Below are 24,999 nucleotides of genomic sequence, written 5' to 3' on the forward strand. Positions count from 1 at the left end.
GCCGGGATACCCGGCCCTGTCCGCCATGCGCGCCGCCGGGTACGGCCCTCTATCTGAGCTGGGCGAAAATCACCCGGTACCACAGGAGCCCGACCGCACCGGCAATCACATTTGCGGCACAGGCAGCCGCGAAGATACCCACCAGGCCGAAGATGCTGGAAAGCAGCCATGCAAGCGGCGCATAGACCAGGATCGTCCGGGTCAGCGAGATGATCATTCCCGGCATCGGCTTGCCGATGGCATTGAACGAGTTGCTGGCTGCCAGGGCAAAACCGATCGCCAGATAGCTCGCCGGTACGATTCGCATGTGCATCAGCGCCGTTGAAATTGCAGTCGCATCGTCGGTAAACAGTCTTGCGACATACGGTGCAGCAACTGCCAGCAGTACGGCTACCGACAGCCCGTAGGCTACGGAAAACCGCTGGCACCAGCGAATGCCGTTCGCCACCCTGTCCATTCTTCCGGCGCCGAAATTCTGGCCGACGAAAGGCGTGACCGCCGTACCGAGGGCGATCAGCACGAGCAGCACCATGCCCTCGATTCGCGATGCGACTCCGTATCCCGCGACGGACGCCTGCCCGAAGCGGGATACCTGATAGGTAATGAAAGCTGTCGTCACCGGCGCAACCGCAGCGCTGGTCGTTGCAGGCAGGCCTACCTGCAGAATCCGGCGCCAGGAATCGGTCAGCTGATGCAAAGACAAGGACCGGGGAAAGACGATGTTTCCGCGATACCGGATCGCTACGACAGATGCGGCCAGGGTGCCGAGGTTGGCGAGGACAGTCGCGGTCGCCGCCCCCTCCATGCCCAGCTTCGGAACCCCGAAGAGGCCGAAAATGAGTATCGGGTCCAGAACGATATTCAGACCCGCCGATACCAGCATGATCAGGGCCGGAGTCTTCGCATCACCCGACGCACGAAGAACAGGGTTTGCGATCAGCGGACCGACGTTGAAAATCAGGCCGTAGTAATAGATGCGCAGATAGCGGTGGATGATCGCGAGAGTGGCTTCATCAGCGCCCAGCAGACCGAATAGCGGATCAATGCTCAGCAATCCGGCAACGATGAGAACCGCACAGGTGGCGACGGCGAGCAGAACCGCGTGAATCGTCACGCGGCCAACATCTTCGATCTTCTGCGCACCGAACAGGCGCGCGCATACCGATGACGTACCGTGTCCGAAGCCCACGGTGACAGCGCCGATCAGGAAAACGACCGGAAAGGTGAAACTGAGCGCGGCGAGCTCGGATGTACCGAGGCGACTGACGAAGTAAATGTCAGCGAGGTTGTACAGGATCATGGCGATCATGCCCAGAAGCATGGGCGTCATGAGCGATCGTATGGTCTTCCCTTCAGGCTCCTGTAACAGCCTGGGAACGGCGCTGGTGGAATTCACGGAACGGGTGGCCTGCGCAAGCCCGATGATACTTCAGCTGCGCAGGATCTTCACGCCGGCACTTCGCTGGCACGACGGCCAAAGGCCTCTACCTGTTGCCAGTCGGTGAACTCGATGACCGCTTTCGGATCAGTCGGGCCCTTGGTCATCAGCATGATGAGCCTGATCAGCTGGCGATCGATAAACCGGTACCGCGGATAATCCAGCTTGCCGGCAAATACCGCCAGCTCCTTCGGCTGCCAGGCCGTCTGTCTGAGAAACTTCTGCATGTATGGATTGGCATCCGGCTCGCGTTTTTCCGCGGTGCGGGCGACGACGTTGACCGAAAAAAAGGCATTCGGTTTGCTGTCCAGCAGCTGTTTGTTGCGAACGACGAAGTCGATGATCGCAGGCTTGTAGAGGCCATAGCGAATACTGGCGCCGATAATGATCTTGTCGAAACTCGCCAGGTCGACCTGCGCTTCGTCGTCGACGGATACCAGCACCACCTCATGGCCTGCCTGGGCAATGACCTGCTGCAATCGCTCGCCGATCTTTCTGGTATGACCATCGGTGGTGGAATAGATAATCAGGATCTTGGCCATTTTACGGTTTCCGGGTAATTCCAAACGGGCGACTGGCGTTGATGCCATGCGCTATCGAGCCGCAACCTGGTAGCGCCGGATGCCGAGAAACGGCACCAGCGCGACACCGAGCAGCAGCACCAGCAAACCCAGCAGGGATGGGGCGAGCCGCAACAGCACGGTACTGAATGCCTCGGGCCTGTAGCGGAAGACAGGGAAGCTGTCGTAGTCCGCAGGGCGCAGCGGGTCCTGGCGGAGGAACCGTTCGGCGAAGTAGTCATTCCACTCGGCGCGGAAGGCAACGGCCTGCTGCAGGAAGTCTTCGTAACGGGGGCCACTTGTGCCTGCAATTTCGTTCAGTGCCAGTTGCATCATCACGGCTGGCGAGAGGTACTGGAAACGCTGTACCAGGCCCTGCTGCTGGTCTCGCCTGACCTGGAATTCGGCATACAGCGGAGACAGCGCCTTTTCGATCGTATTTGCGCTCGCCTGGCCGAGAGTCATGAAGTCCATGGCACGCTGGTCGCCGGCCGGCACATACTCCAGGTGCTCGGCATAAAAAGCATTCAGCGACTGGTCCATGTTCTTCTCGGCCGCGGTCTGCGCTTCGCGCGCCGCGACCGTCAGGTCCATGCGTGATGGCACCGGGTAGACCGTCGTCGCCACCAGGCTGATCAGCGTGGGAACGATGACCACCAGAATCAGCCAGGCGCCGGCCAGAATGGTGCCGTTGGTGGCCGAACTCTGCCCGTAAAGATTCACCAGCACCGCCAGCGCAAACCAGAACATGCTGTAAACAAGTGTGGCAATGACCCAGAGCCCGAAGCGGAGCCATGTTTCCGGAGTGTCCAGCTGTGTTCCGACGGTGAGTACCGCGACAAGTCCAAGTCCGATCACAACCATGAGGATGATCGCGGCCCGGGCCACGAGCTTCGATGCCATCAACTTCCGCAGCGAGACCGGATGGGCAAGGATCATTGCCAGCGTGCCGCGCTCCTGTTCACTGGAAAGGAGATCGTAGGTCATGGCAAGAATGAAAATCGGCAACAGGAAGATCACCACAAACGCAACGTCGAAGGATCCCGCGAGCAGGTTCACGGGATTTTCGAGTTCGGCGTTTGCGGTCATGGCCAGCGACTTGCCCATGGTTATCGGCAGGTAGTCGAGCTGGATATCACTCAACCCGATGGACAGTGCCGCGAGGCCCGTCGGCGGCAGGGCAACGTAGACCGCAGTCTCGCCGCCCACCGCACCCGCATTGGTCCCCTGCGGAGGCCCTTGCCCCGGAGCGTGCCGGACCGTCGCAAACTCGTATGGTCCACCAGTGGCCTTGACCTTTGCCTCGTACTCGGCAGTCTCCTCGCGCATCCTGTCACGCATGCCGGCCTCGTAGCTGGCAGCATCGCTGGCACCTTCGACCTGACGACTGACTGAACGGCCGCCGGACCAGGCAGCGAAGGCAATCGCGAAGATCAACAGCGCAAGAATGGCCCAGAGCGCCCCGGTACGGGCCAGAGCGCGCGTCTCATGCATGACGATGAGACGATACATCAGTCTCTCTCCAGGGACATGCGTTGCACACCGAGCAGCGCGAGGAGAATTGCGGCAACAAGCCAGAACGCCAGCACGGCAAAATTCACCCAGTGCTCCGAGAGCGTCGTGGCCAGTGCCGGCGGCTGATAGCGAAAAGGCGGCACGATGGAAAAAACGTCCTCGTTGGCGATCAGGTAGTTGCTCGCACTGTTGACCCCGTTCAGGTTGACGGCCGCCTTCGACAGGTAACCGTTCATTTTTTTCACCATCGCCTCACGGAAAGACTCGGCATCGTCCTGGAATTTCTGCTGCTGGATCAGATCGGTACCGGCCAGACCCATCGAGATGGAGCGGAGCGGCAAGGTCGGCGCAAGCAGGCCGATGCGGTCCTGAAGCCGGCGTTGTGCGGCATAGGCCGCGGTGACCGCGCCAAAGTGCTGGTTGAAGACGCGCTGGTCGAGTTCTTCGAGCCGTTGCATCCGCACAGCTGTCCAGTAGAAGGGCAGATCCTTCACATCCCGGACACGGTACTTGCGCATCATCTGGCCCTGAAACTTTCCAAGTTCCGCCCAGGGCGGTGTGCCATCAAATCCGCGCGCCTGATGGGCTTTCATGGCCGCCATGAAGCTGCCGTATGACGGACTCGGATAGACGGCTTTGGAAATCTCCGCTGCCGTCTTCGGCATGATGAAAGCCGTGAAGGCCCAGAAGCCGACCAGCACCATCAATGCGGTACGCGGACTGCGGGACCAGGCCGATACCGCAAGGGTCAGAAACAGGAAAATGCCGGCATAAGCGAGATAGGCGACGCCGAGGAGTGCGATGCGGGTTACCAGGCCTTCGCCGACGATGGGCAGATCGGTCATGGCTATGAATGCCGCCCCGATGATCACGCATGGCACCACCACGACAAGCACCGCCGAGGCCAGACCCAGTGCCTTGCCCCCCAAGAGGGATGTGCGACTGATGCCCATGCTCATCAGCTGACGGAGCGTGCCACTTTCACGTTCCCCGGCAAACGCCGTGAAGCCGAGAAAGATAATGAGCAGTGGCATGAGCACCTGCAGGATCATGGCGCCATTCAATTCGCCGAAGCGGCTGATGGCGCTGGTATCCGCCGCCGGACTGGCGATGGCGAAGTTCTGCTTGTGCGCCTCCATGAACACCGTTGTTCCGGTGTAGTTGGTGACGCCGTTGTCGAAGAATGCCAGGGGCCCGAGTGGCTTGAACGCATAGTTGCCATAGTGGGCAGCGGTGTGAGGATTCTTGTCGCCCTGTTTCAGCCACTGGGTATTGGTCGCACCCTGGGCGGCAGCCTGGGTTGCCATGTAGCTGCCATGACGCTGCCAGCCTGCCAGCATGGCAGTCAGCAACAACAGCACCATGAACGCCGCCGTCCACATGAAACGGCCGTCGCGGACAATCTCGGCAAACTCCTTGCGGGCGATGATCCGGATCATGGGCACCGCCTCATATCGCGCAATGTCATCATCAAGTCGCCGCTTTCTCTAGTGCATGTGTTCAAGATAGATGCGTTCCACATCCGCGTGGGAAACCTCGTCCGTCGAAAGCTCCTGGACGAGTCGCCCGGACTTCATGATACCGATGCGGTTCCCGGTCTCCTTGGCACGGAACAGGTCATGCGTCGCCATCAGGATGGCAGCGCCGTCATTGCGAAGCTGCAGAAGCAATTCGGAAAATTCATTGCTGGCCTTTGGATCAAGACCCGAGGTTGGCTCGTCGAGAAGCAGCGCTTTGGCCTGCTTGGCAAGCGCGATGGCCACACCGACCTTCTGGCGCATGCCCTTGGAGTAGGTGCGCACCCGAAGGTTCGCAGCTTTCGCCTGCAAACCAACACGGTCCAGAAACGACCGGTAGTCTGCGGCCGAGTACCCCGCGTGACCGCCAAGTCGCGCAAAGTACTCCAGGTTTTCAATACCCGTGAGATTGCCGTAGAGCATCACCTGTTCGGGGATGTAGGCGAGATAGCGCTTGGTTTCCAGCGGGCTTTGCGTGACATCGATACCATTGACCCTGGCAGTACCTGAAGTCGGCTCGACAAAATTCAGAAAGAGGTTGATGGTGGTCGTCTTGCCGGCGCCGTTGGCACCGAGCAGGCAATATATTTCACCCGCGTTGACCTTGAGATTGAGGCCCTGCAGCGCCTCGTGGTTCCCGTAGCTCTTCCTGAGATCGATGGCTTCCAGCATTCCCGACTCCAGCTGACTGGCAACACCCTGCAACCAGCGGTCTCGTGATCAGGTTCCCGGAACCCAGTCACTGTGCAGCGCGACCCGCCACATGAGCCTCTGTCCGGAATAGTCCGAGTTCGGGCTGTGTTGCACCGCCCGGTTATCCCAGAGCAGCAGTGAATTGTTGCGATACCGGAACCGGCAGCAGAAGATGTCCTTCACCGAATGCCGCTTCAACATGTCCAGGATGGCCTGACTTTCATCCGGTGCCAGGCCCTGGATTGCCACGGTCCACGCCTGATTCAGATAGAGCATCTTGCGACCCGTTTCCGGATGCTTGCAGACCAGGGGATGCGGCGTCTGCGGAAAGCCTTGCCGCATCTTCAGCAGCACCTCGATGGCCTTTGGCGTCGCTGTCGAATAGTGGCCAGACTTCAAACCATACTGAAGGACATCATGGATGGCGATCTTGTCCTCCAGGAAAACCTGCATGGCCGGTGACAAGGCCTCGTAGGAGAGGTAGTTGCTGGCAAACAGCGTGTCGCCGCCGGCCTCAGGCACATCCCTCGCATACAGCATCGCGCCCATGCTGGGATTCTTCTGATAGGTGTGATCGGCATGCCAGCCCAGATTCTGTGTCGAAAGACTCTTGCCATCACGGGGCGCGCCACGAAGATAGAAAACCCCGGGTACATCGGCGCGATGGGGCAGAAAAGGCTCATCCTCGAGCTTCGCAAAGCGCCGACCGAATGCGGCGAACTGTTCCTGCGTCAGCTCCTGATCGTGGAACATCACTGCCGAATAGTCGAGAAACGCCCGGTAAATCGTCGCAAAATCAGCGTCGCTCAGCTGCGCAAGATCGACACCTGAAATCTCGCATCCAAGCGCCCCGGTCAGGGGACGAACGACGACCTCACGGGCCGGCAAACTCGTGGCTGACACCGACATGATATTTCAATCCCCAGGGTAGATGATCCTGTTGTCATACTGACATGACCTTTAGGGGACTGCAAGCTGCGCCCCGTCAATGTGCGTGACCGTGCTCGCCGTGTCATGGCCATGGTCGCCATGCGCGCGCTCGCCATGCTCATGGGGAGGTGTCGGGTTCCGCTCGGCGCGCCCCTGTTCTTCGGGATCTATGCCGGTCGCCAGTGCAAGCCGCAGTGAGGCGAGTGCCGGCAGATGTTTGCTGGCCTGTCTGTGCAGTTTCTCCAGGAGAATCGCGGCCTCACGCACCAGCAGCGAATCATCCACGACGACATCGGCCTCCGCGTACATGCGGTGACCAAGCCAGCGGGTACGTACGTTCTGCACCTTGCGCACCCCGGGTACATGCTCGCCGGTATGCCGCAGCAGCGCAGTGAACTCGGGCTCCACGCCGTCCAGCGCCCGCGTGAATACTGCCCTGGCTGACTGCCAGACGATACCGAAGATCAGTACGGTAATGACCCCGCCAACAATCGGATCAGCCAGTGGAAAGCCGAGCCACACGCCGATCGCGCCAGCAACCACGGCCAGGCTGGTCAATCCATCGACGCGCGCATGGTAGCCGTCCGCGATCAGGGCTGCGCTCTGGATCTCGCGCCCGACGCGAATACGGAATACCGCCACGGCTTCATTGCCGATAAAGCCGATCACACCGGCCGCCGCCACGGCGCCGAGATAAGCAATCTCCTGCGGATGCAGCAGGCGGTCGATGGTCTGATACCCGGCGACCAGCGCACTGAACAGGATCAGGCCGACGATGGTCATGCCGGCCAGGTCTTCGACGCGGCCCAGACCATAGGTGAACTGATCGGTCGCCTTGCGGCGCGCAAATATGAAGGCAATCCAGAGCGGAATGGCCGTGGCAGCATCGCCGACGTTGTGGATGGTGTCGGCCAGCAGCGCCACGCTGCTCGACAGGATAACGATCACGATCTGGAACACGGCGGTAGTGGCCAGAATCACAAAGGACCACTTGATCGCCCAGATCCCGCGCGCGGTGGTGGCAATGGTCGGATCGATCACGCCGTGCGTGTGCGCGTGACCACCCTCATGATCGTGATCGTGACCATGCCCATGTCCATGTCCATGCCCGATGGCATGACCCTTTTCGCCAAAACCCAGCCAGTCCAGCATCGCACGCAGCATGTAATGCTCCTGATGATCTCCGCTGATCAGAGATAACGGGTGATTTTCTTGAAGTTGTCTATGGTCATGCGCTGCTCGCGACTGACCGGACCGATCGCGTCCTCGAGGCAGTGCTCGATGTGATCGTGGATCAGCGTCGACTTGGCCTCTTCCAGCGCGCGGATGACCGCGTGCATCTGCTGCGCAATGTCTCCGCACTCACGCCCCGATTCGATCATGCCGGAGATGGTCTGCAGGTGGCCCGTGGCGCGCCGCAGCCGGTTCAACACATCCTTGTGCGTCTTGTGAGCGGCACGGTCATGGGTGTGCGCGTGCAGCGCGGCGGCTTTGGCAGCAGACATGCGGATCGACTCCATGGCAAACCGGGGTGCTCATTCTTATCCCCTCCAGGGGGATAGGTCAAGGCGGAACCAGCGCAGTTGGAGGCGGGACAGGTGGTTGCTACCATGCAAAACCAGCTGGCCTGTGGACATTTTCATGACCAAAGCACATTGCACCTCCCACGCATTGCTGTCGCTGCTGATCCTCATGCAGGCGGCCTGGGGCGCCGGACCGGGTGACGAACTCGGGCAGCTGACGCCCGTACAGGCCGGCGTCGCAAAGCGCATGCTCGCCTTCATCGACACCACGGAAAAGTCGTTCTGGCGGGATGTCGACCGGCTCAACCACAGCAAGGTCAGCGCGGAACCGCTGGTCCTGGATGTACCGGACAACGGTCACTATGAAGTCCGCGTAAAGCGCGGCGATGTGGCCGAGAAGGCCGGCGTCATGGTGGTCACCACCCAGGTCGAGAAGCCGCCCTTCGTGATTGGCGGCCGCTGGAACCGCTTTCTCGAAGTGGCGATACATCCGAAGAATCCGCGCGTCGGCATGCTGCATGCGACCTTCTCGGTGCAGATTTCCGCCAAGGGCGACGGCAACATCGGCGCGACGATGGACATGATGAAGGTCAACCAGCCGCCCGAGGACCTGGCGTTCATGGATGCCCGGGTCACCGAGGTCTTTGCCAGGCACGGGATGGATCGCGAGCGCGGGCGGTCAAAGAGCTGCAACAAGCCCAACGCTGGGCCCTGGAAATGGCACCGGGATGGCACATGCACCGGTGTCAGCATGTACGGCTTCGACATGCTTGCCGATGACCAGACCTTCACGCTCGTTTCAGAGCTTTACACGGCTGTGGTCGATGCCTACTTCGAAATCCTGGAGAAACGCGCCAACGCACCCTTCAGTGCCGACGATATTGCCGCCCAGGACTTCATGCGACGCCGCTGGCTCGAAGACCAGTTGTTCTGGGACGTACTGGCGAAGAACTTTGTGCCCTACGAAGCCTGGTCGGCGGTCAATGCGCCGCCAGTCGTGAAGTTCTGAGCAGACCCGGGTCTGGTGTTCGGGTTCAGCCGCTATCAATGGATCGTGCTTGCAGCGGCCTGGCTGGGCTGGGGCTTCGATGTTTTCGATGGTCTGCTGTTCAACTATGTCGCACCAAACGCGGTGCCGGTCCTGCTCGGGCTGACGCTGGGCTCGGCGGAGGCAAAAACGGCAACCCTGTTCTGGACCGGTGCGCTGACTTCACTGTTCCTGATCGGATGGGCTGTCGGCGGGGTGATCTTCGGCCCGATCAGCGATCGCTTCGGCCGTCGCCGCACGCTGATGATCACCATGGTGCTCTATGCCCTTGGCACCGCCTGCTGTGCGCTGGTCACGGACATGTGGCAGCTCGTTGCCTGCCGGATCATCGCCAGTCTGGGCATCGGCGGCGAGTGGGCGGCGGGTGCGGCAATGGTTGCCGAGGTCGTCGATGACGACCATCGTGTCGAGGCCGGTGCACTGCTCTATACGGCGGCACCTTTCGGCCTGTTTCTCGCCACCGGCGTCAATGCACTGATCGCGGGGAACCTCATGAGCGCCGACCCGGAAACGAGCTGGCGCTTTGTACTGCTGTTCGGTTTGCTGCCGGCCACCGTGGCCTTTTTTGTACGCCTGTTCATCAAGGAACCGGAACGCTGGGTGCAGACCGCGCAGGCCGCCAAGGCACCGGCACCACGCATCAGCGAGCTCTTCTCGGCCGCGTTCTGGCCCCGCACGCGCAGTGCGTTGCTGATGACCTTCATCGCCCTGCTCACCTGGTGGAGTTGCAACGCCTTTATTCCCGTGGTGAGCGCGACTCTCGGCCAGGCCGCTGCTGCGGCCGGCGGCCTCGACAAGGCGGCAACCAGCGCGCTCGTGGAAAACTGGAAGACCATCGCCACCACCTCGTTCAACCTCGGCGGACTGATCGGTACCCTGCTCACCATCCCGATCGCCAAGCGACTGGGCCGGCGACCGATGTTTGCAATCTATTTCGGTGTTTCCGCGCTCGCACTGATGGCGACTTTTGGCCTGGATCTGCCGGAAGAAACCCGCCTGTATGCCTACTTCTTCATTGGCCTCAGCGTGTTTGGCGTGTTCGGCAGTTTCACCTACTACCTGCCGGAGTTGTACCCGACACGGCTGCGCGCCACGGGCGCCGGCTTCTGCTACAACATCGGCCGCGTCGTTGCGGCAGCCGGGCCCTATGTCGTCGGCAGTGTAGCGGCTGCAGGTGCCGGCTCACCGGCGGTAATCCTGAACGCGCTGTTCGCAGTGGCCTTCGTACCGCTGGCCGGCCTGCTGTTCATCCCGCTGGTCGTCGAGACCCGCGGCCAGACTTTGCCGGAATAGTCGCCAGATCAGCTACTCGGCGTTGGTGCGTACACGGGGCTTGAGCGCTTCGTAATGCGGCCGCATGGCGGCAAGCTGCGCATCGCTCAGGGTGGATGCAGCCAGATCAACCTCGCCGTTCTGCGCAACCCGGGCCTTGCGAGGCTGCAAGGCCGGTGAATCGGCCACGGCCTTCTTTGCTACCGCCGTCGCAGGCTGCATATCCCCGGCCTGTGCCGTCGTAAGCGCCAAAACAGCCAGCGCTGCAGCCCGAATGAAAAGTTGCGTCATCTGATGCCTCCTGCAATTCCCGTGAATTGTGCCATGGTATGACACGGTTCAGGACCAGCCATAGTACGGATGACGACGTACAAGTTCCGGGTCGCGAAACACGAAGATCAGCGCTGCTCCGGCGAGAAAGCCGCCGACATGCGCCCAGAAGGCAACGCCGCCCTGCGCGCCGATGGAACCCATTCCACCGATGAACTGCGCGACAAACCAGTAGCCGATCATCCAGACGGCTGGCACGGAAAATGTCGTGACGAAAATGCCAAGGAACACCAGCATCTTTACCTGGACCCTCGGATAGAGCAGCACATAGGCGCCCATCACGCCGCCGATTGCACCCGACGCGCCGACCATCGGAATCCCTGAACGCGGATCAGAGAATATCTGCAGGGCAGCAGCGGCGAGGCCACAGAGCAGATAGAAAACGAGAAAGCGCGCGTGCCCCATCGAGTCTTCGACATTGGTGCCGAAGATCCAGAGAAACCACATGTTGCCGATGATGTGCAGCCAGCCGCCGTGCAGGAACATGTGCGAGAAGGGGCTTAACCAGTTCGGTGTATCGCCGAGTATGCAGAGCATTCCTGGCCCCACCTCGAAGCGCGTGCCGGCGGCCAGGGTCTGCAGCAACTCACCGGGAACCAGACCGAGCGTGCAGACAGATGCGCCCAGTTTCGGCTCGGTACCGAGCCCCTGCACGAAGATCCAGGCCAGGATATTCAGGCCGATGAGGCCAATGGTCGTCCACGGCGTGAGGAAATGCGGGTTCTCGTCACTGATTGGAAACACAAGGCGCTCCGGAAACTATTGGCACAATATTGACACTCCGGCTGCCAAGCTTGATATATATTGGCACTGTATAGACGGTGCCATGGGTTTCACAGATGTCAACGCAACGCAGCTACGCTCTTTCGGAACTGGTGGAGCACACCGGCTTCGACCGCCGCACCATTGTGTATTACATCCAGTCGGGGCTCCTGCCAAAGGTCGGCCGTCGTGGCCCCCATACCCGCTACCCCGACGAATGCCTCTCCAGACTGCTTTTTATCAAAGGGGTCAGGGAGTTACAGGCAGGCGGCCAGCTGCTGACCGCGACCCTGGCGGAAATCGGCCGCGCGCTCTCCGCGCTGGATAACCAAGGTATCAGGGACATTCTGGATCGCGGCCTGCCCAGCGCTGAAATCGAGCGATTGTTTGCGGTGCCGACAGCCCCTGATCCGGCTCCGGCGGAACCATCCGGCAATGCGCATACCGGCCCGGCGCCAACCGGGCCTTCGCCGCTGCGGACAGAAGCCCCCGCATCACGCAGCGAACCAGCGAGCCCCTCGTCCGGCGGCGACAAGCGCAGTTATGGCCTGGCTGATGCGTCAATTCGACAGCGCTTTGCGGCGGAACGCCCATCTGCTGCGTCAGCGGAGCCGGTACATGAGGACACGCATCCGCGCCTGCCCGTACTTCAGCCGGGATCCGCAGGAATGCCAGCATCTGCCGGTTCGACCCCGGACCCCGGGAACATGCCCGGCGGTACGGAATCCCCTGACGCCAGCGGCGATGAGCACACCGATCTTGGACACCTGCTGCGCCAGCTTGAACTGCGCCCGACGCTCAATCCCAGGCGCAGCCCGCCGGGGGCTCCGGAACAATGGACTGAAATCCCGATCACCAGCCGGGTCTGGCTGTCGGTGCGTGGCCTGCCGGAAGAAGACGCAGGCCTGGCCGAGGCCCTGGCCAGGCTGCTGAAGCGCGCATTGCGCAGCCGGCCGTCGACCACGTGAGTGTCTGGGGCATCGCCGCCGGACGGGTCATCGGCACGCTACCGGGACGCCTGCTGACCACCATGATGGCGCTCTGCTCTGCCACTCAGGCAGTAAATGGCATGCCGGTCGACGACCCTCAACTGGCCACTCTGCGCGATGGCATCGAGCACGCCTGGAACCGGCGCGACCTGCAGGCCATCGAAGCGGGGCGGCAGGCGATCCTTGAACTCGGGAGTACCGCGGAAGCCACGACATCCCGGCAGGACCTCGCGATTTATCTGGGCGCCTATGTCCGGCTTCGTCAGTCGCAGCTGGTCGGCGACCGAAAGGAGCAGGCGCGCAACTACCTTGAGGATTGCATTACCGCACTGCAAGCGCTGTTGGAGCGTCGCAAGGATGATGCCGAAGCCAGGGCGCTGCTCGGCTCCTGCTACGGCGCCAGCACCCGATATCATTTCCTGGGCGCAATGTGGCGGGGGCTCGAGGCAGGCCGGCAAATCAGCGCCGCAGTCGAACGGGCACCGGACAACGCCTGGGTCGTGTTCCAGGACGGTGTCAGCGATTACGAAAAACCGATGATTGTCGGTGGCAGCAAGAAGCGGGCGCTCGGCAAGCTGCGGCGGGCCGCAAGGCTGTTTGCCGGATCCCGGTCACCGGGCTCGGCGCAGCCCGTCTGGGGTGAGGCCGAGACGTGGTTGTATATCGGTCGCGCACATCTGGCCCTCGGTGAAACCGAAGCGGCACGCGAGGCACTGCAGACCGCGCTGGCGATGGCGCCAGACAATCAGGATATTCGCGAGGCGCTGCAAACCCTGCCTTAGCGCTCTGCCTTTCCGGCACGGCCGCCGCACCTGCACCTAGCAGAATTACGGATACCGGACCCTGCCGGCACCCCTTGTATAATTTTCAATACATCTATCCCGGTTACAGACAGCGGTGAGAGCAATGGATCATCTGGCAACAAAGATGAAGGGTCCCCTGAAGATGTTCATGGAACGCTTCGGGAAGTTCGTCCGGGAGGACGATTACCAGCAGTTCTTTTCCAACCGCCGCCAGAACGGTCGCGACACCTACCTGAGCTCGGACTTCCGGCGGGCAGACAAGCTCTCCTCGATCATTCTCGAGGAATACGGCATACGCAACAAACTGCAGGGCAACGTGATCCTCGTCGTCCCCGATCCGGCTTATGACGTACCGGTTTACATGTTTCAGCTCGGTGGCAACGGCAAGCAGACCATCGCGCTGCTTGATATCGCGCCAACGCATCCGGACATGGACTATGGCCCGCTGATTCCGGTCTGGGAGAAGTACCGGAAGGCCCTGAACATCGGTGAGGCGAAGATCGAGTGGGTGTTGACGACCGCCTCACCGTACCTGCTGCATTGCCAGTATGGCGAAGTCGACACGGAACTCTTCAACGAAGCGGCCGCTGCCTATCTCGATGTCTGGATAGAGCACTACTACAAGCCGGGTCGCAAACTCGAATCACAGACCGACATCGATATCGTCACCAACGCCATCTACAAGTACAAGCACGTCCTGCACGCCAACGATCCGGCTTACGGAATCTTCGAAAAATCCTGGGGCAAGCCGGTAGCCGATGCCTTCCACTACGTCGAAAGCTGGGAGCATCCGGCCCTGCCGCTGTCACACGAGGCAGATCCCTATGCGCCGGTCTGGGAAAACAAGGAACTGAACGTGATGTGGACGCTGGCTGCGCAGCGGAAGTTCGAGCAGGAACCGGTACAGGTGCAGAAGGGATTACGCGAAGCGCTGGAAAATCGGGCGCGGGATGCTCACTTCGGCATGATTACGCCGGAGATCTACGAAAGCCTGCGCGGCTGAGAAAAACGCGGGGCCGGATCCCGATGGATCCAGCCCCGCATATCAGGCTCCGGGCGGGACTCTTCAGCCGCCCGGCGGCAGTGCGGCGTAGTACGCACCCAGCGAAGCGAGTTCCGAGTCATTCAGCGTAGCGGCAATCGCCGACATCGTCGGCTCACTGCGCAGACCCGTCTTGTAGTCACTTATGGCCTTTTCGATGTAGGCGGCCTTCTGGCCGGCAAGGTTCGGCCAGAGCGGATTAACGCTGATGCCGTTCGGGCCATGGCAACCGGCGCAGAGAGTCTTCGCCTTGTCTGCCGCATTCTGGTCCGCAGCTGAAGCGCCAAGGCTCAAGCCGAGTACAGCGACTGCCGTTGCGATGATGATTGTCGATTTCACGTCATATCTCCTTCAGGATTTCGTTAGGCAGCGTGTTCTGCAACTTCAGTGTGGAATACCGCGGGGCGCGTCTCGCGCACGCCGATGGTCATGAGATCCCACACCAGCAACAGGAAGCCGGCTGCCGTCATGTAGCCGAAGATCTGGCGCCACCACATGCCCTGCAGATACCAGGCGTTGTGCTGCGCCTTGAAGAAACCCGCCCAGGTTGCACCCTCAAGCGCGCGCTCGATGAACACCTGGTCATAACCGGAAACCAGCAACGCCATGACCATGCCAAGCACGCCACCGTTGAGCAGGCCAAGCGACCACTTCCACTTCCAGCCGTTATCGACCAGACCGCCACCGAAGTTCACGTTACCGCGCCACTTCTGCACGGCAAGGTAGAACACCGCGATGTTCATCGTCGCGTATGCGCCGAAGAACGCGAAGTGTCCATGCGATGCAGACCACTGGGTACCGTGTGTATAGACGTTGACCTGCGGCAGTGTGTGCATGAAGCCCCAGACGCCCGCACCAAAGAAGTTGCCAAAGGCGTGGGCAATCAGCCAGGCAAGCGCCGGATGATTGGGGCTCTTGAAGCGATGCACACCGGAGTCATAGACCGCATGCACGACCATCGCCACCAGCGGTACCGGTTCGAGGGCCGAGAAGAAGCCGCCGACGGTCAGCCAGTACTCGGGCGTGCCAATCCAGAAGTAGTGATGGCCGAGACCGAGAATACCGGAGCCAAGCATCATCGCGACTTCGATGTACAGCCAGGTGGTCACGATCTGCCGGCGTGCGCCGAGCGTCTTGATCAGACCCCATGCCATGATGCAACCGACCAGCACTTCCCAGGTCGCTTCGACCCAGAGGTGAATGACCCACCACCACCAGAACTGGTCCATGGACAGGTTGTCGGTATAGAACATGCCGGTGAGGTACATGCCGGCAACGGCTACAAGGTCAAGCACCAGGACGCCGCCAATTCCGGTCCAGCGGCCCTTCATGAAGGTCGCAGCAATGTTGTAGAAGAAGATCAGCACGCAAACCACGATGCCGATGTCTGCCCAGCGCGGTGCCTCGATGTACTCACGCCCCTCGTTGATCAACCAGATACTCTGGAGGTCGCCGGGGCCCGTCTGCACGAAGAGGTATACCGCCACCACGATGGCGACCGCGATCGTAAACAGCCAGAAGCCGAGATTACCCAGCTTCAGACCGACAACCTCGGTACCGGACTCTTCCTCGATCAGCCAGTAGATGCTGCCGATGAAGCCGAACAACATCCATACGACCATGGCGTTGATGTGAACGGTGCGGTTGACGCTGAAATCCACCACACCATAGAGGAAGTCGGGATTCAGGAACTGGAAACCGGCCAGCAGTCCAAACAGGATCTGTGCACCGAACAGCGCTACGGCGACTACAAAATACTTGACGGCAAGCCGCTGGCCTCCGCTGAGGGGGACACTGCCTGTGAGCTTGGCGGTACTCATCGATCGCCCTCCTGTGCAATGGGTGTAAAGTTCCGTGGGAAACCGGTGGTGTCGATGGCAGAGGTCCACTTGAGGAACGCCACGACTGCCTTGGCCTCATCTTCGGTGAGGTGGAGATTCGGCATACGGCGCTTGCCACCGTAACCGCGGGCATTGGTAGTTGGATCCATCAGGAACTTGACCATCAGCATCTCGCGGGCGCTTTCGCCGGCCCAGCCCGGATCCAGCCAGGCCTTGGTGAGATCGGGTGCGTAGTAGGCACCGTTACCCAGGATGGTGTGACAGGCGGTGCAGTTTCTGGCCTGCAAGGTCATCTTGCCGTGACTCACCATGGCCTCGGCTTCTTCCGGTGACAGCATCTTGCCAAACAGCGGGGCATCCGCACCGATGACCGGCTCCTGGAACTCGCGCTGCGTATTCATGCGGTAATAGATGCGCTTGTTGATCACCTCGAATGCGGGCACACGTGAGTGACCGGCGGTGATCACGGCAACCGTATCGAAGGTCAGCACGATAAGGACAATGGCCATGCCAGCGGTCACCCAGATCGCTGTCTTGCGCCACAAATCCTCGCTCGCCCACCAGGGCACATTACTCATGATATTGCTCTCCTTCCGGCCACAGGGCCCCTAGATACAGAAGTCATCAGTGTCCTATTCGTGTGTTGCCTCGGTCAGGCGCCAGATCATGCGCGGTGCAAGGAAATAGGCAATCAGCAGCAGCACCATCAGCACGTTCCAGATACCGTCAAGGTGCAGCGAGGTCGCCAGCACATAGACGGCGCCCACCAGCAAGGCGAAGCACCCGTAGGCAACCAGCATCAGGCTGGGACTGCCGAACAGGCGCCCAAACGCGAAACAGGCGGCATAAACAGCACCGAAGACCACCACAAGGGCGCCGGCAATGATGGCGAGGAGGAAAGCGTCCAGCCCCTCTGGTCCCATTGGTCCCATAACGTTCAGTCCCTCGGGTCCCAGTGCCCCCATATGCAGTTCCCCCTAAACGAGCCCGATGCGCCAGCCGCCTCATTCTACGTAACCAGGGGGGTGAATCTAGATTATAGAAGGACTATTTCCCATAAGGGTTAGCCGCAGTCCGCACTACACCAGCGTATGGAAGACCTTCTGTACGTCCTCGTCCTGCTCAAGCTTGTCAATGAACTCAAGGACTTCCCGCGCCTGGTCTTCCGGGAGTTCGGTGGGCGTCGTACAGATATATTCCTGCTCGGCGGAAAGCGGCGTGAGATTGCGGTCTTCGAGGCCCTTCTGCAACTGGCCGAAATCCGGAAAATTGCAGCGGATCACCAGTTGTGGCTCATCCTTCTCACCACTGCCCTCACCCATCTCGTCGAGGCCGTGATCGATCAGATACAGCTCGAGATCGTCCTGGTCGATACCAGCCGGATCCAGCCGGAACACCCCCATGCGCCGGAACATGAAGCTGACGCTGCCGGAGGTGCCGAGGTTGCCGCCGTTCTTGTTGAATACATTGCGGATGTTGCCGACCGTGCGCGTCGGATTGTCGGTTGCGGTCTGTACCAGTACCGCCACGCCATGCGGCGCATAACCCTCATAGATGACTTCTTCGTAGTTGGTGACATCCTTGCCGGATGCGCGCTTGATCGCGCTCTCGACCTTGTCCTTCGGCATGTTGACTGCGCGGGCATTCTGGATCACCCGACGCAGCGCCGGATTGTTGTCCGGGTCCGGCCCGCCGTTGCGCACGGCGATAGTGATGTCCTTGCCGATCCGCGTAAACTGCTTCGCCATGCGGTTCCAGCGGGCGAACATCACGTGTTTTCTGGTTTCAAATATGCGTCCCATGCACTGATTGTGGCAGAGCCATGCTGAGCTACCAACATGAATATCACTGCGGCAACCACGCCGATGTCCTGAAGCATTCGATTCTGGCGCTGACGGTCCGGGCCCTGCAGCGCAAGGACAAGCCACTGCGTGTCATCGATGCCCACGCCGGTTCAGGGATTTACGATCTGGGCAGCGCCGAAGCACAACGCAATGCCGAATTCCGGACCGGCATCAGTCGCGTAATGGCAGCTGCGTCGCCGCCACTGGAACTCGAACCATATCTGGCCGCGGTTCGCGCCCTGAACCCGGATGCAAATACACTCCGCCGTTATCCCGGCTCGCCGCAGATTGCCTGCCATCTGCTGCGGCCACAGGATCACCTTGAACTGCTGGAACTCCATCCGCAGGCACTCGCGCTCCTGCGCCGCAGTTTCGGCCATGACGCACGGGTGCATATACACGACCGGGACAGCTACGAGGGGCTGCCAGGGCTGGTGCCACCACCGGAGCGGCGTGGACTGGTGCTCATGGATCCTTCCTACGAAGTCAGACAGGAGCGGGCAGCGGTCCTCGACACCCTGTCAGCCGGTCATGCGCGCTGGCCGGGTGGCACCTGGCTGGTCTGGTATCCGCTGCTGCGTGATCCGCACACTGCCCGATTGCCGGCAAAACTGACCGCCACCGGGATGCGCAAGATCTTTCGTGCCGAACTGCAGGTGGAATCCGAGGGTCATATGGGGCTGCGCGGCTCGGGGATGCTGATCATCAACCCGCCGTACGGACTGGATACCGCACTCGGGAACCTGCTCCCCTGGCTCTGGGAACAGCTGGCCAACGATGCCCGCGGCGGCTGGATCGCTGAATGGCTGGTCGGTGAATAGCCGGTCCGTGGAGACAAGTTCATCCGCACGGACCGGCCCTGTCAGGCAGACCGGAGGTATCAGTTACTACGCCTTGCGGCTCTTGAGCCAGGCTTCGGTCGCATCGGCGCCGCCGATGTGCTTGCCGTTTATGAACACCTGCGGCACGGAAGTCGAGCCCGCCACCGCGCGCAGCGTGGTGTCCGTGTACTCCTTGTTGAGCACCAGTTCCTCAAAACGGATGCCGGCACCGGACAGGGCCTTCTTCGCGCGCGCACAGTGCGGGCAGCCCTTGCGGGAAAACAAGGTCACATCGAGGGGCTTTTCCGCATTCGGCGCCAGATAGCCGAGCATCGTATCGGCATCCGATACCTTGAAGGGATCGCCCGGCTCCTGCGGCTCGATGAACATCTTTTCGATGATGCCGTTACGCACCAGCATGGAATAACGCCAGGAGCGACGACCGAAGCCGATGTCATTCTTGTCGACCAGCAGGCCCATCTTTTCAGTGAACTCGCCATTGCCGTCCGGAATGAAGGTGATGTCGTCGGCATGCTGGTCTTCCTGCCACTCGTTCATCACGAAGGCATCATTGACCGACATGCAGATGATCTCGTCCACGCCCGCCTTGTGGAAGGCCGGCGCAAACTGGTTGTAGCGCGGCACATGGGTGGAGGAACAGGTGGGTGTAAAGGCACCGGGCAGCGAAAACACGATCACCGTCCGGTTGGCGAAAATCTCCTTGCTGGTGCGGTCTACCCATTCAGCCCCTTGCCGGGTATGAAAGGTGACCTCGGGGACGGGCTGGCCTTCACGATTGGCAGTCATGGTCGAACTCCTGTCGGGTGCTGTTGCAGCTTGATGTCTCGCTGCACATCTTAAAGCAGGATCAGCACAAAGCGGGGGAAGCGCGCTTCATGCCGACCCTGCCAACCCCAACTCCACAGCCAAGGGGGAATCCGGCCAGGAAGGATCAGGTCTCAGGACAAGGCTTCTTTTGCCGCCAGCTGCTCCCGCGACAGTTCGGCCTTCTTGTGCGCGGGCACGCGCACGGCAAGCCAGGCACCGATTGCCATTGCCACGGCAATCATCGCCAGAATCGGACCGAACCTGGGCAGATCGACCCAGATATCGGTATACAGATGCCAGCGACCGGCAATCTCGTAACTGCTGTAGGCGATGATCGCCGTCGGAATGCTGTAACGAATGGCCGTGGTGACCTTCCACATCTTGATCAGGCGCATGAACAGGAAGATTGCCCATACCGTGTTCAGGAAGAAAAGCACGAAGGTGACCGGGTGATGATCACCGAGAATGCTTTCATCGTAGATAAACAGCAGGGCCAGGTAGCAGAACCAGGTGACGTAGACCGTCTCCAGCGCGGTGATGGCCGCGAAATTCCGCTCGTAGGCGCGGGTCGGCTTGCCGGTACGCAGCTTCAGATTGCGCTGGAACCAGATGAACATGTTGCACTTGGTTTCCCTATTGAGCATGAAGTATGCGAGGGTCGTGAGCAGGATGCCCACCGAGGACATCATCACCAGATATTCAGCCTTGGTAGCGATCTCGCCGGCAACGCGCGGATCCATCAGGTCCGGCACATTCAGGACATTGGCGCTCCAGACAAAGGAGAACTCTATCCATCCGCTCCACAGCAACGAACCGGCCCAGAATCCATACCAGGTCCCGGCAACTTCTCCGGGGTGCTTCATGCCGATGTACAGCAGGACTGCACCAACAGCACCGAGCACGAATGCAGACTGATAAACGTACTGCTCGCCGAAGAAGCTTTCCATGCCGACCATCAGCGTGTGCCCCAGGCCCTGTACGAGGAACACGACAACAAACGCCAGCAGGCCGACAAATGGCGGCCGGTAGAGCAGATTCAACAAGGGGTTGGACGGACGGGCTTCAGTATTGATCTTTGCATCACTCATGCGGCTTTCTCCGGCAGGTCGAGGTAACACAGCTTGCCCTTGACGCCATCCCACGTTGCTGCGTCCGCGGGGACCTCACCGCGGGCGGTAATCACCGGCCACACGGCAGAGAGTTCACGATTGAGCCCGAGAAATTGCTGCATGTCAGCCGGCACATCATCCTCGGCATGGATGGCGCTGGCCGGGCATTCGGGCTCACACAGGGAGCAGTCGATGCACTCTTCGGGATCGATCACCAGAAAATTCGGCCCCGCATGGAAACAATCCACGGGGCAGACTTCCACGCAATCCTGGTACTTGCACCGGATGCAGTTCTCGGTCACAACATAGGTCATGCAGACATCTCCTGTGCGAACCAGTCTAGACAGACCGGGCAACCGGGTGTGTCAACAAAAGGAAAACAGAGCGCAACCCATGGCAATCGTCGGCTAAAGTGGCCCCATGAACTCCGGTACCCCCCGACTGTTGCTCGTCGACGACGATGCCAGCCTGGCGGCAATGCTGCGCGAATTCCTTGAGCTGCAGGGCTTCAGCGTGGACGTTTTGCATAATGCCGAAGAGGGTCTCGCGCGCATCGACGCTGACCCGCCGGACCTGCTGGTACTCGACGTCATGTTGCCCGGGATGAGCGGCTTCGAAGCGCTCAAGGAACTGCGCAGCAGGCACGAGCTGCCAGTCGTCATGTTGACTGCACGCGGCGAGGAATCCGAGCGCATCCTCGGTCTGATGGGCGGCGCTGATGACTACCTGCCCAAGCCCTTCAGTCCGCTCGAGCTGGCCGCACGGATCCGGGCCATACTCAAACGCTCGCACAGCGAGCCGCCCGCAGCCCGCTCCGGCGAGACTCTTACCGCAGGACCGCTGTGTCTCGATCTGCGCCGCTGCACCCTGCAGGTCCGCGGCGTGCCGGTAGCGGTAACGGCAGCAGAGATGCGTGTACTCGAACAGTTGATGCGCCATCCGGACGAGGTGCTGTCCCGCGCACGGCTGACAGAGCTCGCCCTCGACCGGCCGATCGAAGCCTACGACCGCAGCATCGACACCCTGATCAGCAAGCTGCGGCGCAAGCTGGCCGATGCCGGCGTTGCGGCTGGCTGTATCCGCGGCCTGCGCGGCCATGGCTATGTGCTCGATACCGCCGTCATCCACGAGCCCTGAGCGGTGAAGCTTCCGTACCAGCGGCTGTACCTGCGCATGGCGTTCTACATCGGCGCAGCGCTGCTGGCCTTCATCGGCCTCGCCGTGGCGAGTGTTGCTGCGGTCGCCTCCTACCAGCTGGAAAGCTACATCGCGACGCGCCAGAGCAGCCTCGGCCAGACGGCGGCTGATGTACTCGCCAGCGGCGGGCGCGCGGCACTTGAAAAGTGGCTGCGCACGGATGCGGCGGTTCCATCCGATGTGACGATCTTCATTCTCGACGAGAACGGCGACGATATTCTTGGCCGGCGCGTACCGCCCTCCTATGTCAACTTCGTGCGCCACTCGGTGATCAATGCGCCGCCGGAACTGGCAAACAGCAACTACCGGCCAGTGCGGCTTGCACCGCAGCTGATCGGGCCCGACAACAGCGCCTACGCCTTTCTGCCCCTGCCCAACCGGATTTCTGTCTGGGGCAGTCCGGCGACTGCCGCCGGCCTGCTGATCGCGGCCCTGCTGGTGATTGCGACCGTCGCCTGGCTGATTGCCCGCACCGTTGGTCGCCCCATCGGCGAACTCCAGCTCGCCGTCCGTGAACTCGCACTAGGCCATACCGAAGCACGGGTGCCATCCGCGATCACCCGTCGTCGTGACGAACTGGGCGCACTCGCCGCGGACTTCAATTCCATGGCCGACAAGCTGGCTGCACTGCTGGCCAGCCGGCAGCAGCTGATGGGCGAGCTGTCCCACGAACTGCGCTCGCCGCTCGCTCGCCTGCAGGCGGCCCTGGCGCTGGCGGAGCACCGCCAGTCCATCGGCACCGCCGAACGCGAACGGATCGAGCAGGAAGTCCGGCGCATGAATCTCGTTATCGGCGATCTGCTGCGCTTCTCGCGGCTGGACGCCGCCGCGGCAATCGTGCGCCGACTGGTGCGCCTCGACAGCCTGCTGGCTGAACTGGTGCGCGACGAGGAAATAGAAGCTTCCGCGCATCCCTGCAAACTCGAGTTGCGCGCCACGCCGGGTCTGGAAATGATCGGCGACCCGGGACTGCTGCGCAGCGGTTTCGAAAACATCGTGCGCAACGCCATCCGGCATGCGCCACCCGATTCGGTCGTGGAGGTCGTGGCGAAGCGCGATGGCAAACGGCTGAGGGTTGCGATACTCGACCGCGGCCCCGGGGTTCCATCCGATCTGCTGACACGGATCTTCGATCCCTATGTGCGCGCGCCCAAGTCACCCGACGACACCAGCGGCACCGGCCTGGGCCTCGCCATCGCGCGGCGCGTGTTTGAAGTACATGGCGGCAGCGTCGTGGCGACGCTGCGGCCGGGCGGCGGACTCACGGTAAGCGTAGAGTTGCCGGCTGCAGAACTGAGTTGAGCCAGGGAACCGGTATGAGCAAATCACCCGACCAGAAGACACCGACCGGCGCATATGCCGGAGACGTCACCGCACGGCAGGCCTGGAGTGTTCTCGGCGCCGATCCGAAGGCGGTATTGGTGGATGTACGGACACAGATCGAATGGACCCTGATCGGCAAGCCGGACCTCAGCGGGATTTCACGCGAACCGGTTTACCTGCAGTGGGTGACCATGCAGGGTCCGAACCCCAACTTCGTCGATGAACTGCAGGCTGCGCTGGAAGTCCGCAAGGTACCGAAGGACGCACCCGTGTATTTTCTGTGCCAGTCCGGCGGACGTTCGAAGATCGCGGCTATCCAGTGCGCGGGACTCGGCTATACCGCCTGCTACAACATCGCCGAGGGCTTCGAGGGCGCACTCGACGAGTACAAGCACCGCAACAGCGTCAGCGGCTGGAAAGTGGCCGGGCTGCCCTGGACCCAGACCTGAGCATCGCCCGCAGACCTGCATTTCCGGGGGGAACCCCGGTCTGACGCCGACCTATTCGGTGGGCATCAGCGGTACGGGATCAAGCACCCAGTTGCCCGAATCGCGGCGCGCTGGCGAGGGAATGGCGAAAGCGACATCGCCCTGTTGTGCCCGCAGCGCACGCATGTCGATGCGCCAGCCACGCGCCTGCCACTCCTTCAGGTGCTGCCGGTAGCGCAGCACCGCACCGTCACCCGGCAGCAGGATTTCCTTGTTGTTGGTCTCCGGCGTGCGCACGGGATTCAGGTTTTGCAGGACTGCCATGTCCTCGTGGACGATATTCAGCGTGAGGTCCTCCACCCGCTGGTCGTGCTTCTCATCGAGCAGCCAGTTGCGCAGGTTGAGGAAGTAGAGCCGCGTGTGGCTCTCATCCAGCGGCTGTTCAAAAATGTACTGGTGAAAGGCATTCGTCGCCGTCAGTTCGATCCAGGTGATGAGCTGGTTTGGCCCCTGATACCAGGACCCGGCAGCGCCGGTGCGCTCACCGGTTCGATCTCCCGCCAGGGTGGTGGCGTCATTCTTGTCGGCAAAGGCCAGAAAGAACTTGCTGCCATAGGGAATATCTTCCATCGGCAAGGGATTGCGCTGCAGGTCCAGCGCCATCTTTGGCGCCCCCTGGAGCGGGTGCACGAACTCGTTGTGAATCGGATCCATGCCATTCTCGATGGATCGCTGGTAATAGGCGTTCAGTTCCAGCACATAGGTCTGGCACTTCCAGCCTTCGGTACCGAACTCCGGGATATCGTAAAGCGGTGGACGTTCCGCCTCGGGCAGGTCACCAAGAAACGCAAACACGATGCCGTACTTCTCCTGTACCGGATAGGCATCAACCTTGGCACGGGCGGGAATCTTTGCGCCTTCACCCAGTGAAGGCACCTTGCTGCACTTGCCATCGCCGCCAAATTCCCAGCCGTGATAAGGGCAAACGGCTTTGCCGCCCTTGACCAGGCCCGTGCTCAGCGATCCTCCACGATGCACGCAGGTATCGGCCAGCACGCGCGCCTGGCCGGCCTGATCGCGAAAGACCACGAAAGGCAGGCCAAAGACCTGTGCACGGGCCGGCTTGTCGGCGCTGATGTCCTTCGCCAGGGCAACGGGATACCAGAAATTGATGAACATGGAGTAC

General features: G+C 61.2%; 28 protein-coding genes. 9 read left to right on the forward strand and 19 right to left on the reverse strand.

The window, feature by feature from the left end; genetic code table 11:
* Window positions 1-49 precede the first annotated feature (49 nt).
* From H6979_06500 to H6979_06535, 8 genes are all read right to left on the reverse strand, one after another.
* Window positions 50-1,330, reverse strand: a complete 1,281-nt coding sequence (locus H6979_06500) for an MATE family efflux transporter (GenBank protein ID MCP5139487.1) — start codon at window positions 1,328-1,330, stop codon at window positions 50-52.
* Between the two features lie 116 nt (window positions 1,331-1,446).
* Entirely contained in the window at window positions 1,447-1,980 is a 534-nt protein-coding gene (gene hemG / locus H6979_06505) for a menaquinone-dependent protoporphyrinogen IX dehydrogenase (protein MCP5139488.1), read from the reverse strand.
* A 51-nt stretch (window positions 1,981-2,031) separates the two neighbouring features.
* Window positions 2,032-3,510, reverse strand: coding sequence for an ABC transporter permease subunit (locus H6979_06510; GenBank protein ID MCP5139489.1), 1,479 nt, complete (start codon window positions 3,508-3,510; stop codon window positions 2,032-2,034).
* A complete protein-coding gene (locus H6979_06515) occupies window positions 3,510-4,952 on the reverse strand; it encodes an ABC transporter permease subunit (protein MCP5139490.1) in 1,443 nt (480 codons plus the stop codon). The genes H6979_06510 and H6979_06515 overlap by 1 nt, the downstream gene beginning before the upstream one ends.
* Before the next feature lie 48 nt (window positions 4,953-5,000).
* Complete coding sequence (locus H6979_06520) at window positions 5,001-5,702, reverse strand: ABC transporter ATP-binding protein (protein ID MCP5139491.1); 702 nt, start codon at window positions 5,700-5,702, stop codon at window positions 5,001-5,003.
* Window positions 5,703-5,750: 48 nt separating this feature from the next.
* Window positions 5,751-6,632: a TauD/TfdA family dioxygenase gene (locus H6979_06525; GenBank protein MCP5139492.1), complete on the reverse strand. Its 882-nt coding sequence runs from the start codon at window positions 6,630-6,632 to the stop codon at window positions 5,751-5,753.
* A 51-nt stretch (window positions 6,633-6,683) separates the two neighbouring features.
* A complete protein-coding gene (locus H6979_06530; protein ID MCP5139493.1) occupies window positions 6,684-7,817 on the reverse strand; it encodes a cation transporter in 1,134 nt (377 codons plus the stop codon).
* Between the two features lie 26 nt (window positions 7,818-7,843).
* Complete coding sequence (locus H6979_06535; GenBank protein ID MCP5139494.1) at window positions 7,844-8,158, reverse strand: metal-sensing transcriptional repressor; 315 nt, start codon at window positions 8,156-8,158, stop codon at window positions 7,844-7,846.
* A gap of 136 nt (window positions 8,159-8,294) precedes the next feature.
* Between H6979_06535 and H6979_06540 the strand changes: the two genes are divergently transcribed.
* Window positions 8,295-9,185 carry a coproporphyrinogen III oxidase gene (locus H6979_06540; GenBank protein ID MCP5139495.1) on the forward strand — a complete coding sequence of 297 codons (891 nt, stop codon included), beginning with the start codon at window positions 8,295-8,297 and terminating at the stop codon, window positions 9,183-9,185.
* A 15-nt stretch (window positions 9,186-9,200) separates the two neighbouring features.
* Window positions 9,201-10,517 carry an MFS transporter gene (locus tag H6979_06545; GenBank protein MCP5139496.1) on the forward strand — a complete coding sequence of 439 codons (1,317 nt, stop codon included), beginning with the start codon at window positions 9,201-9,203 and terminating at the stop codon, window positions 10,515-10,517.
* Window positions 10,518-10,529: 12 nt separating this feature from the next.
* On the opposite strand, the gene H6979_06550 is transcribed toward H6979_06545, so the two are convergent.
* Window positions 10,530-10,787 (reverse strand): hypothetical protein, encoded by a 258-nt coding sequence (locus H6979_06550; GenBank protein ID MCP5139497.1) that lies wholly within the window; start codon window positions 10,785-10,787, stop codon window positions 10,530-10,532.
* Between the two features lie 48 nt (window positions 10,788-10,835).
* The gene (locus H6979_06555) at window positions 10,836-11,570 is read right to left on the reverse strand and encodes a rhomboid family intramembrane serine protease (protein MCP5139498.1); all 735 of its coding nucleotides are present in this window, start codon (window positions 11,568-11,570) and stop codon (window positions 10,836-10,838) included.
* 95 nt (window positions 11,571-11,665) lie between these two features.
* On the opposite strand from H6979_06555, the gene H6979_06560 reads away from it, so the two are divergent.
* The 3 genes from H6979_06560 (at window position 11,666) to H6979_06570 (ending at window position 14,383) form a co-directional block, all read left to right on the forward strand.
* A complete protein-coding gene (locus H6979_06560; protein ID MCP5139499.1) occupies window positions 11,666-12,556 on the forward strand; it encodes a MerR family transcriptional regulator in 891 nt (296 codons plus the stop codon).
* A complete protein-coding gene (locus H6979_06565; GenBank protein ID MCP5139500.1) occupies window positions 12,553-13,359 on the forward strand; it encodes a tetratricopeptide repeat protein in 807 nt (268 codons plus the stop codon). Before H6979_06560 ends, H6979_06565 begins: the two co-directional genes overlap by 4 nt.
* Before the next feature lie 145 nt (window positions 13,360-13,504).
* Complete coding sequence (locus H6979_06570; GenBank protein MCP5139501.1) at window positions 13,505-14,383, forward strand: hypothetical protein; 879 nt, start codon at window positions 13,505-13,507, stop codon at window positions 14,381-14,383.
* Between the two features lie 63 nt (window positions 14,384-14,446).
* On the opposite strand, the gene H6979_06575 is transcribed toward H6979_06570, so the two are convergent.
* The 5 genes from H6979_06575 to H6979_06595 form a co-directional block, all read right to left on the reverse strand.
* The gene (locus tag H6979_06575) at window positions 14,447-14,761 is read right to left on the reverse strand and encodes a cytochrome c (protein MCP5139502.1); all 315 of its coding nucleotides are present in this window, start codon (window positions 14,759-14,761) and stop codon (window positions 14,447-14,449) included.
* Window positions 14,762-14,784: 23 nt separating this feature from the next.
* A complete protein-coding gene (locus H6979_06580) occupies window positions 14,785-16,242 on the reverse strand; it encodes a cbb3-type cytochrome c oxidase subunit I (GenBank protein ID MCP5139503.1) in 1,458 nt (485 codons plus the stop codon).
* Window positions 16,239-16,841 (reverse strand): cytochrome c, encoded by a 603-nt coding sequence (locus H6979_06585; GenBank protein ID MCP5139504.1) that lies wholly within the window; start codon window positions 16,839-16,841, stop codon window positions 16,239-16,241. Before H6979_06585 ends, H6979_06580 begins: the two co-directional genes overlap by 4 nt.
* A 54-nt stretch (window positions 16,842-16,895) precedes the next feature.
* Entirely contained in the window at window positions 16,896-17,228 is a 333-nt protein-coding gene (locus H6979_06590) for a hypothetical protein (GenBank protein ID MCP5139505.1), read from the reverse strand.
* Window positions 17,229-17,342: 114 nt separating this feature from the next.
* Entirely contained in the window at window positions 17,343-18,065 is a 723-nt protein-coding gene (locus tag H6979_06595) for a YebC/PmpR family DNA-binding transcriptional regulator (protein ID MCP5139506.1), read from the reverse strand.
* 20 nt (window positions 18,066-18,085) lie between these two features.
* Between H6979_06595 and H6979_06600 the strand changes: the two genes are divergently transcribed.
* Complete coding sequence (locus tag H6979_06600) at window positions 18,086-18,928, forward strand: 23S rRNA (adenine(2030)-N(6))-methyltransferase RlmJ (GenBank protein MCP5139507.1); 843 nt, start codon at window positions 18,086-18,088, stop codon at window positions 18,926-18,928.
* Window positions 18,929-18,994: 66 nt separating this feature from the next.
* Here the strand turns inward: H6979_06600 and H6979_06605 are convergent, their stop codons facing one another.
* The 3 genes from H6979_06605 to H6979_06615 form a co-directional block, all read right to left on the reverse strand.
* Complete coding sequence (locus H6979_06605; protein MCP5139508.1) at window positions 18,995-19,735, reverse strand: glutathione peroxidase; 741 nt, start codon at window positions 19,733-19,735, stop codon at window positions 18,995-18,997.
* A gap of 152 nt (window positions 19,736-19,887) precedes the next feature.
* The gene (locus H6979_06610; protein MCP5139509.1) at window positions 19,888-20,844 is read right to left on the reverse strand and encodes a hypothetical protein; all 957 of its coding nucleotides are present in this window, start codon (window positions 20,842-20,844) and stop codon (window positions 19,888-19,890) included.
* Complete coding sequence (locus H6979_06615; protein MCP5139510.1) at window positions 20,841-21,179, reverse strand: ferredoxin family protein; 339 nt, start codon at window positions 21,177-21,179, stop codon at window positions 20,841-20,843. The genes H6979_06610 and H6979_06615 overlap by 4 nt, the downstream gene beginning before the upstream one ends.
* 106 nt (window positions 21,180-21,285) lie before the next feature.
* On the opposite strand from H6979_06615, the gene H6979_06620 reads away from it, so the two are divergent.
* Genes H6979_06620 through H6979_06630 form a run of 3 tightly spaced genes read left to right on the forward strand, consistent with a single transcriptional unit; the run spans window position 21,286 to window position 23,834 of the window.
* Window positions 21,286-22,002, forward strand: a complete 717-nt coding sequence (locus H6979_06620; protein MCP5139511.1) for a response regulator transcription factor — start codon at window positions 21,286-21,288, stop codon at window positions 22,000-22,002.
* 3 nt (window positions 22,003-22,005) lie between these two features.
* Window positions 22,006-23,364, forward strand: a complete 1,359-nt coding sequence (locus H6979_06625) for a HAMP domain-containing histidine kinase (GenBank protein ID MCP5139512.1) — start codon at window positions 22,006-22,008, stop codon at window positions 23,362-23,364.
* 14 nt (window positions 23,365-23,378) lie between these two features.
* Entirely contained in the window at window positions 23,379-23,834 is a 456-nt protein-coding gene (locus tag H6979_06630; protein MCP5139513.1) for a rhodanese-like domain-containing protein, read from the forward strand.
* A 51-nt stretch (window positions 23,835-23,885) separates the two neighbouring features.
* On the opposite strand, the gene H6979_06635 is transcribed toward H6979_06630, so the two are convergent.
* Window positions 23,886-24,992: an aromatic ring-hydroxylating dioxygenase subunit alpha gene (locus tag H6979_06635; GenBank protein MCP5139514.1), complete on the reverse strand. Its 1,107-nt coding sequence runs from the start codon at window positions 24,990-24,992 to the stop codon at window positions 23,886-23,888.
* Between the last annotated feature and the right edge of the window lie 7 nt (window positions 24,993-24,999).

This window comes from Chromatiales bacterium (genome assembly GCA_024234935.1).
In the GTDB taxonomy this organism is placed as follows: Bacteria; Pseudomonadota; Gammaproteobacteria; order Steroidobacterales.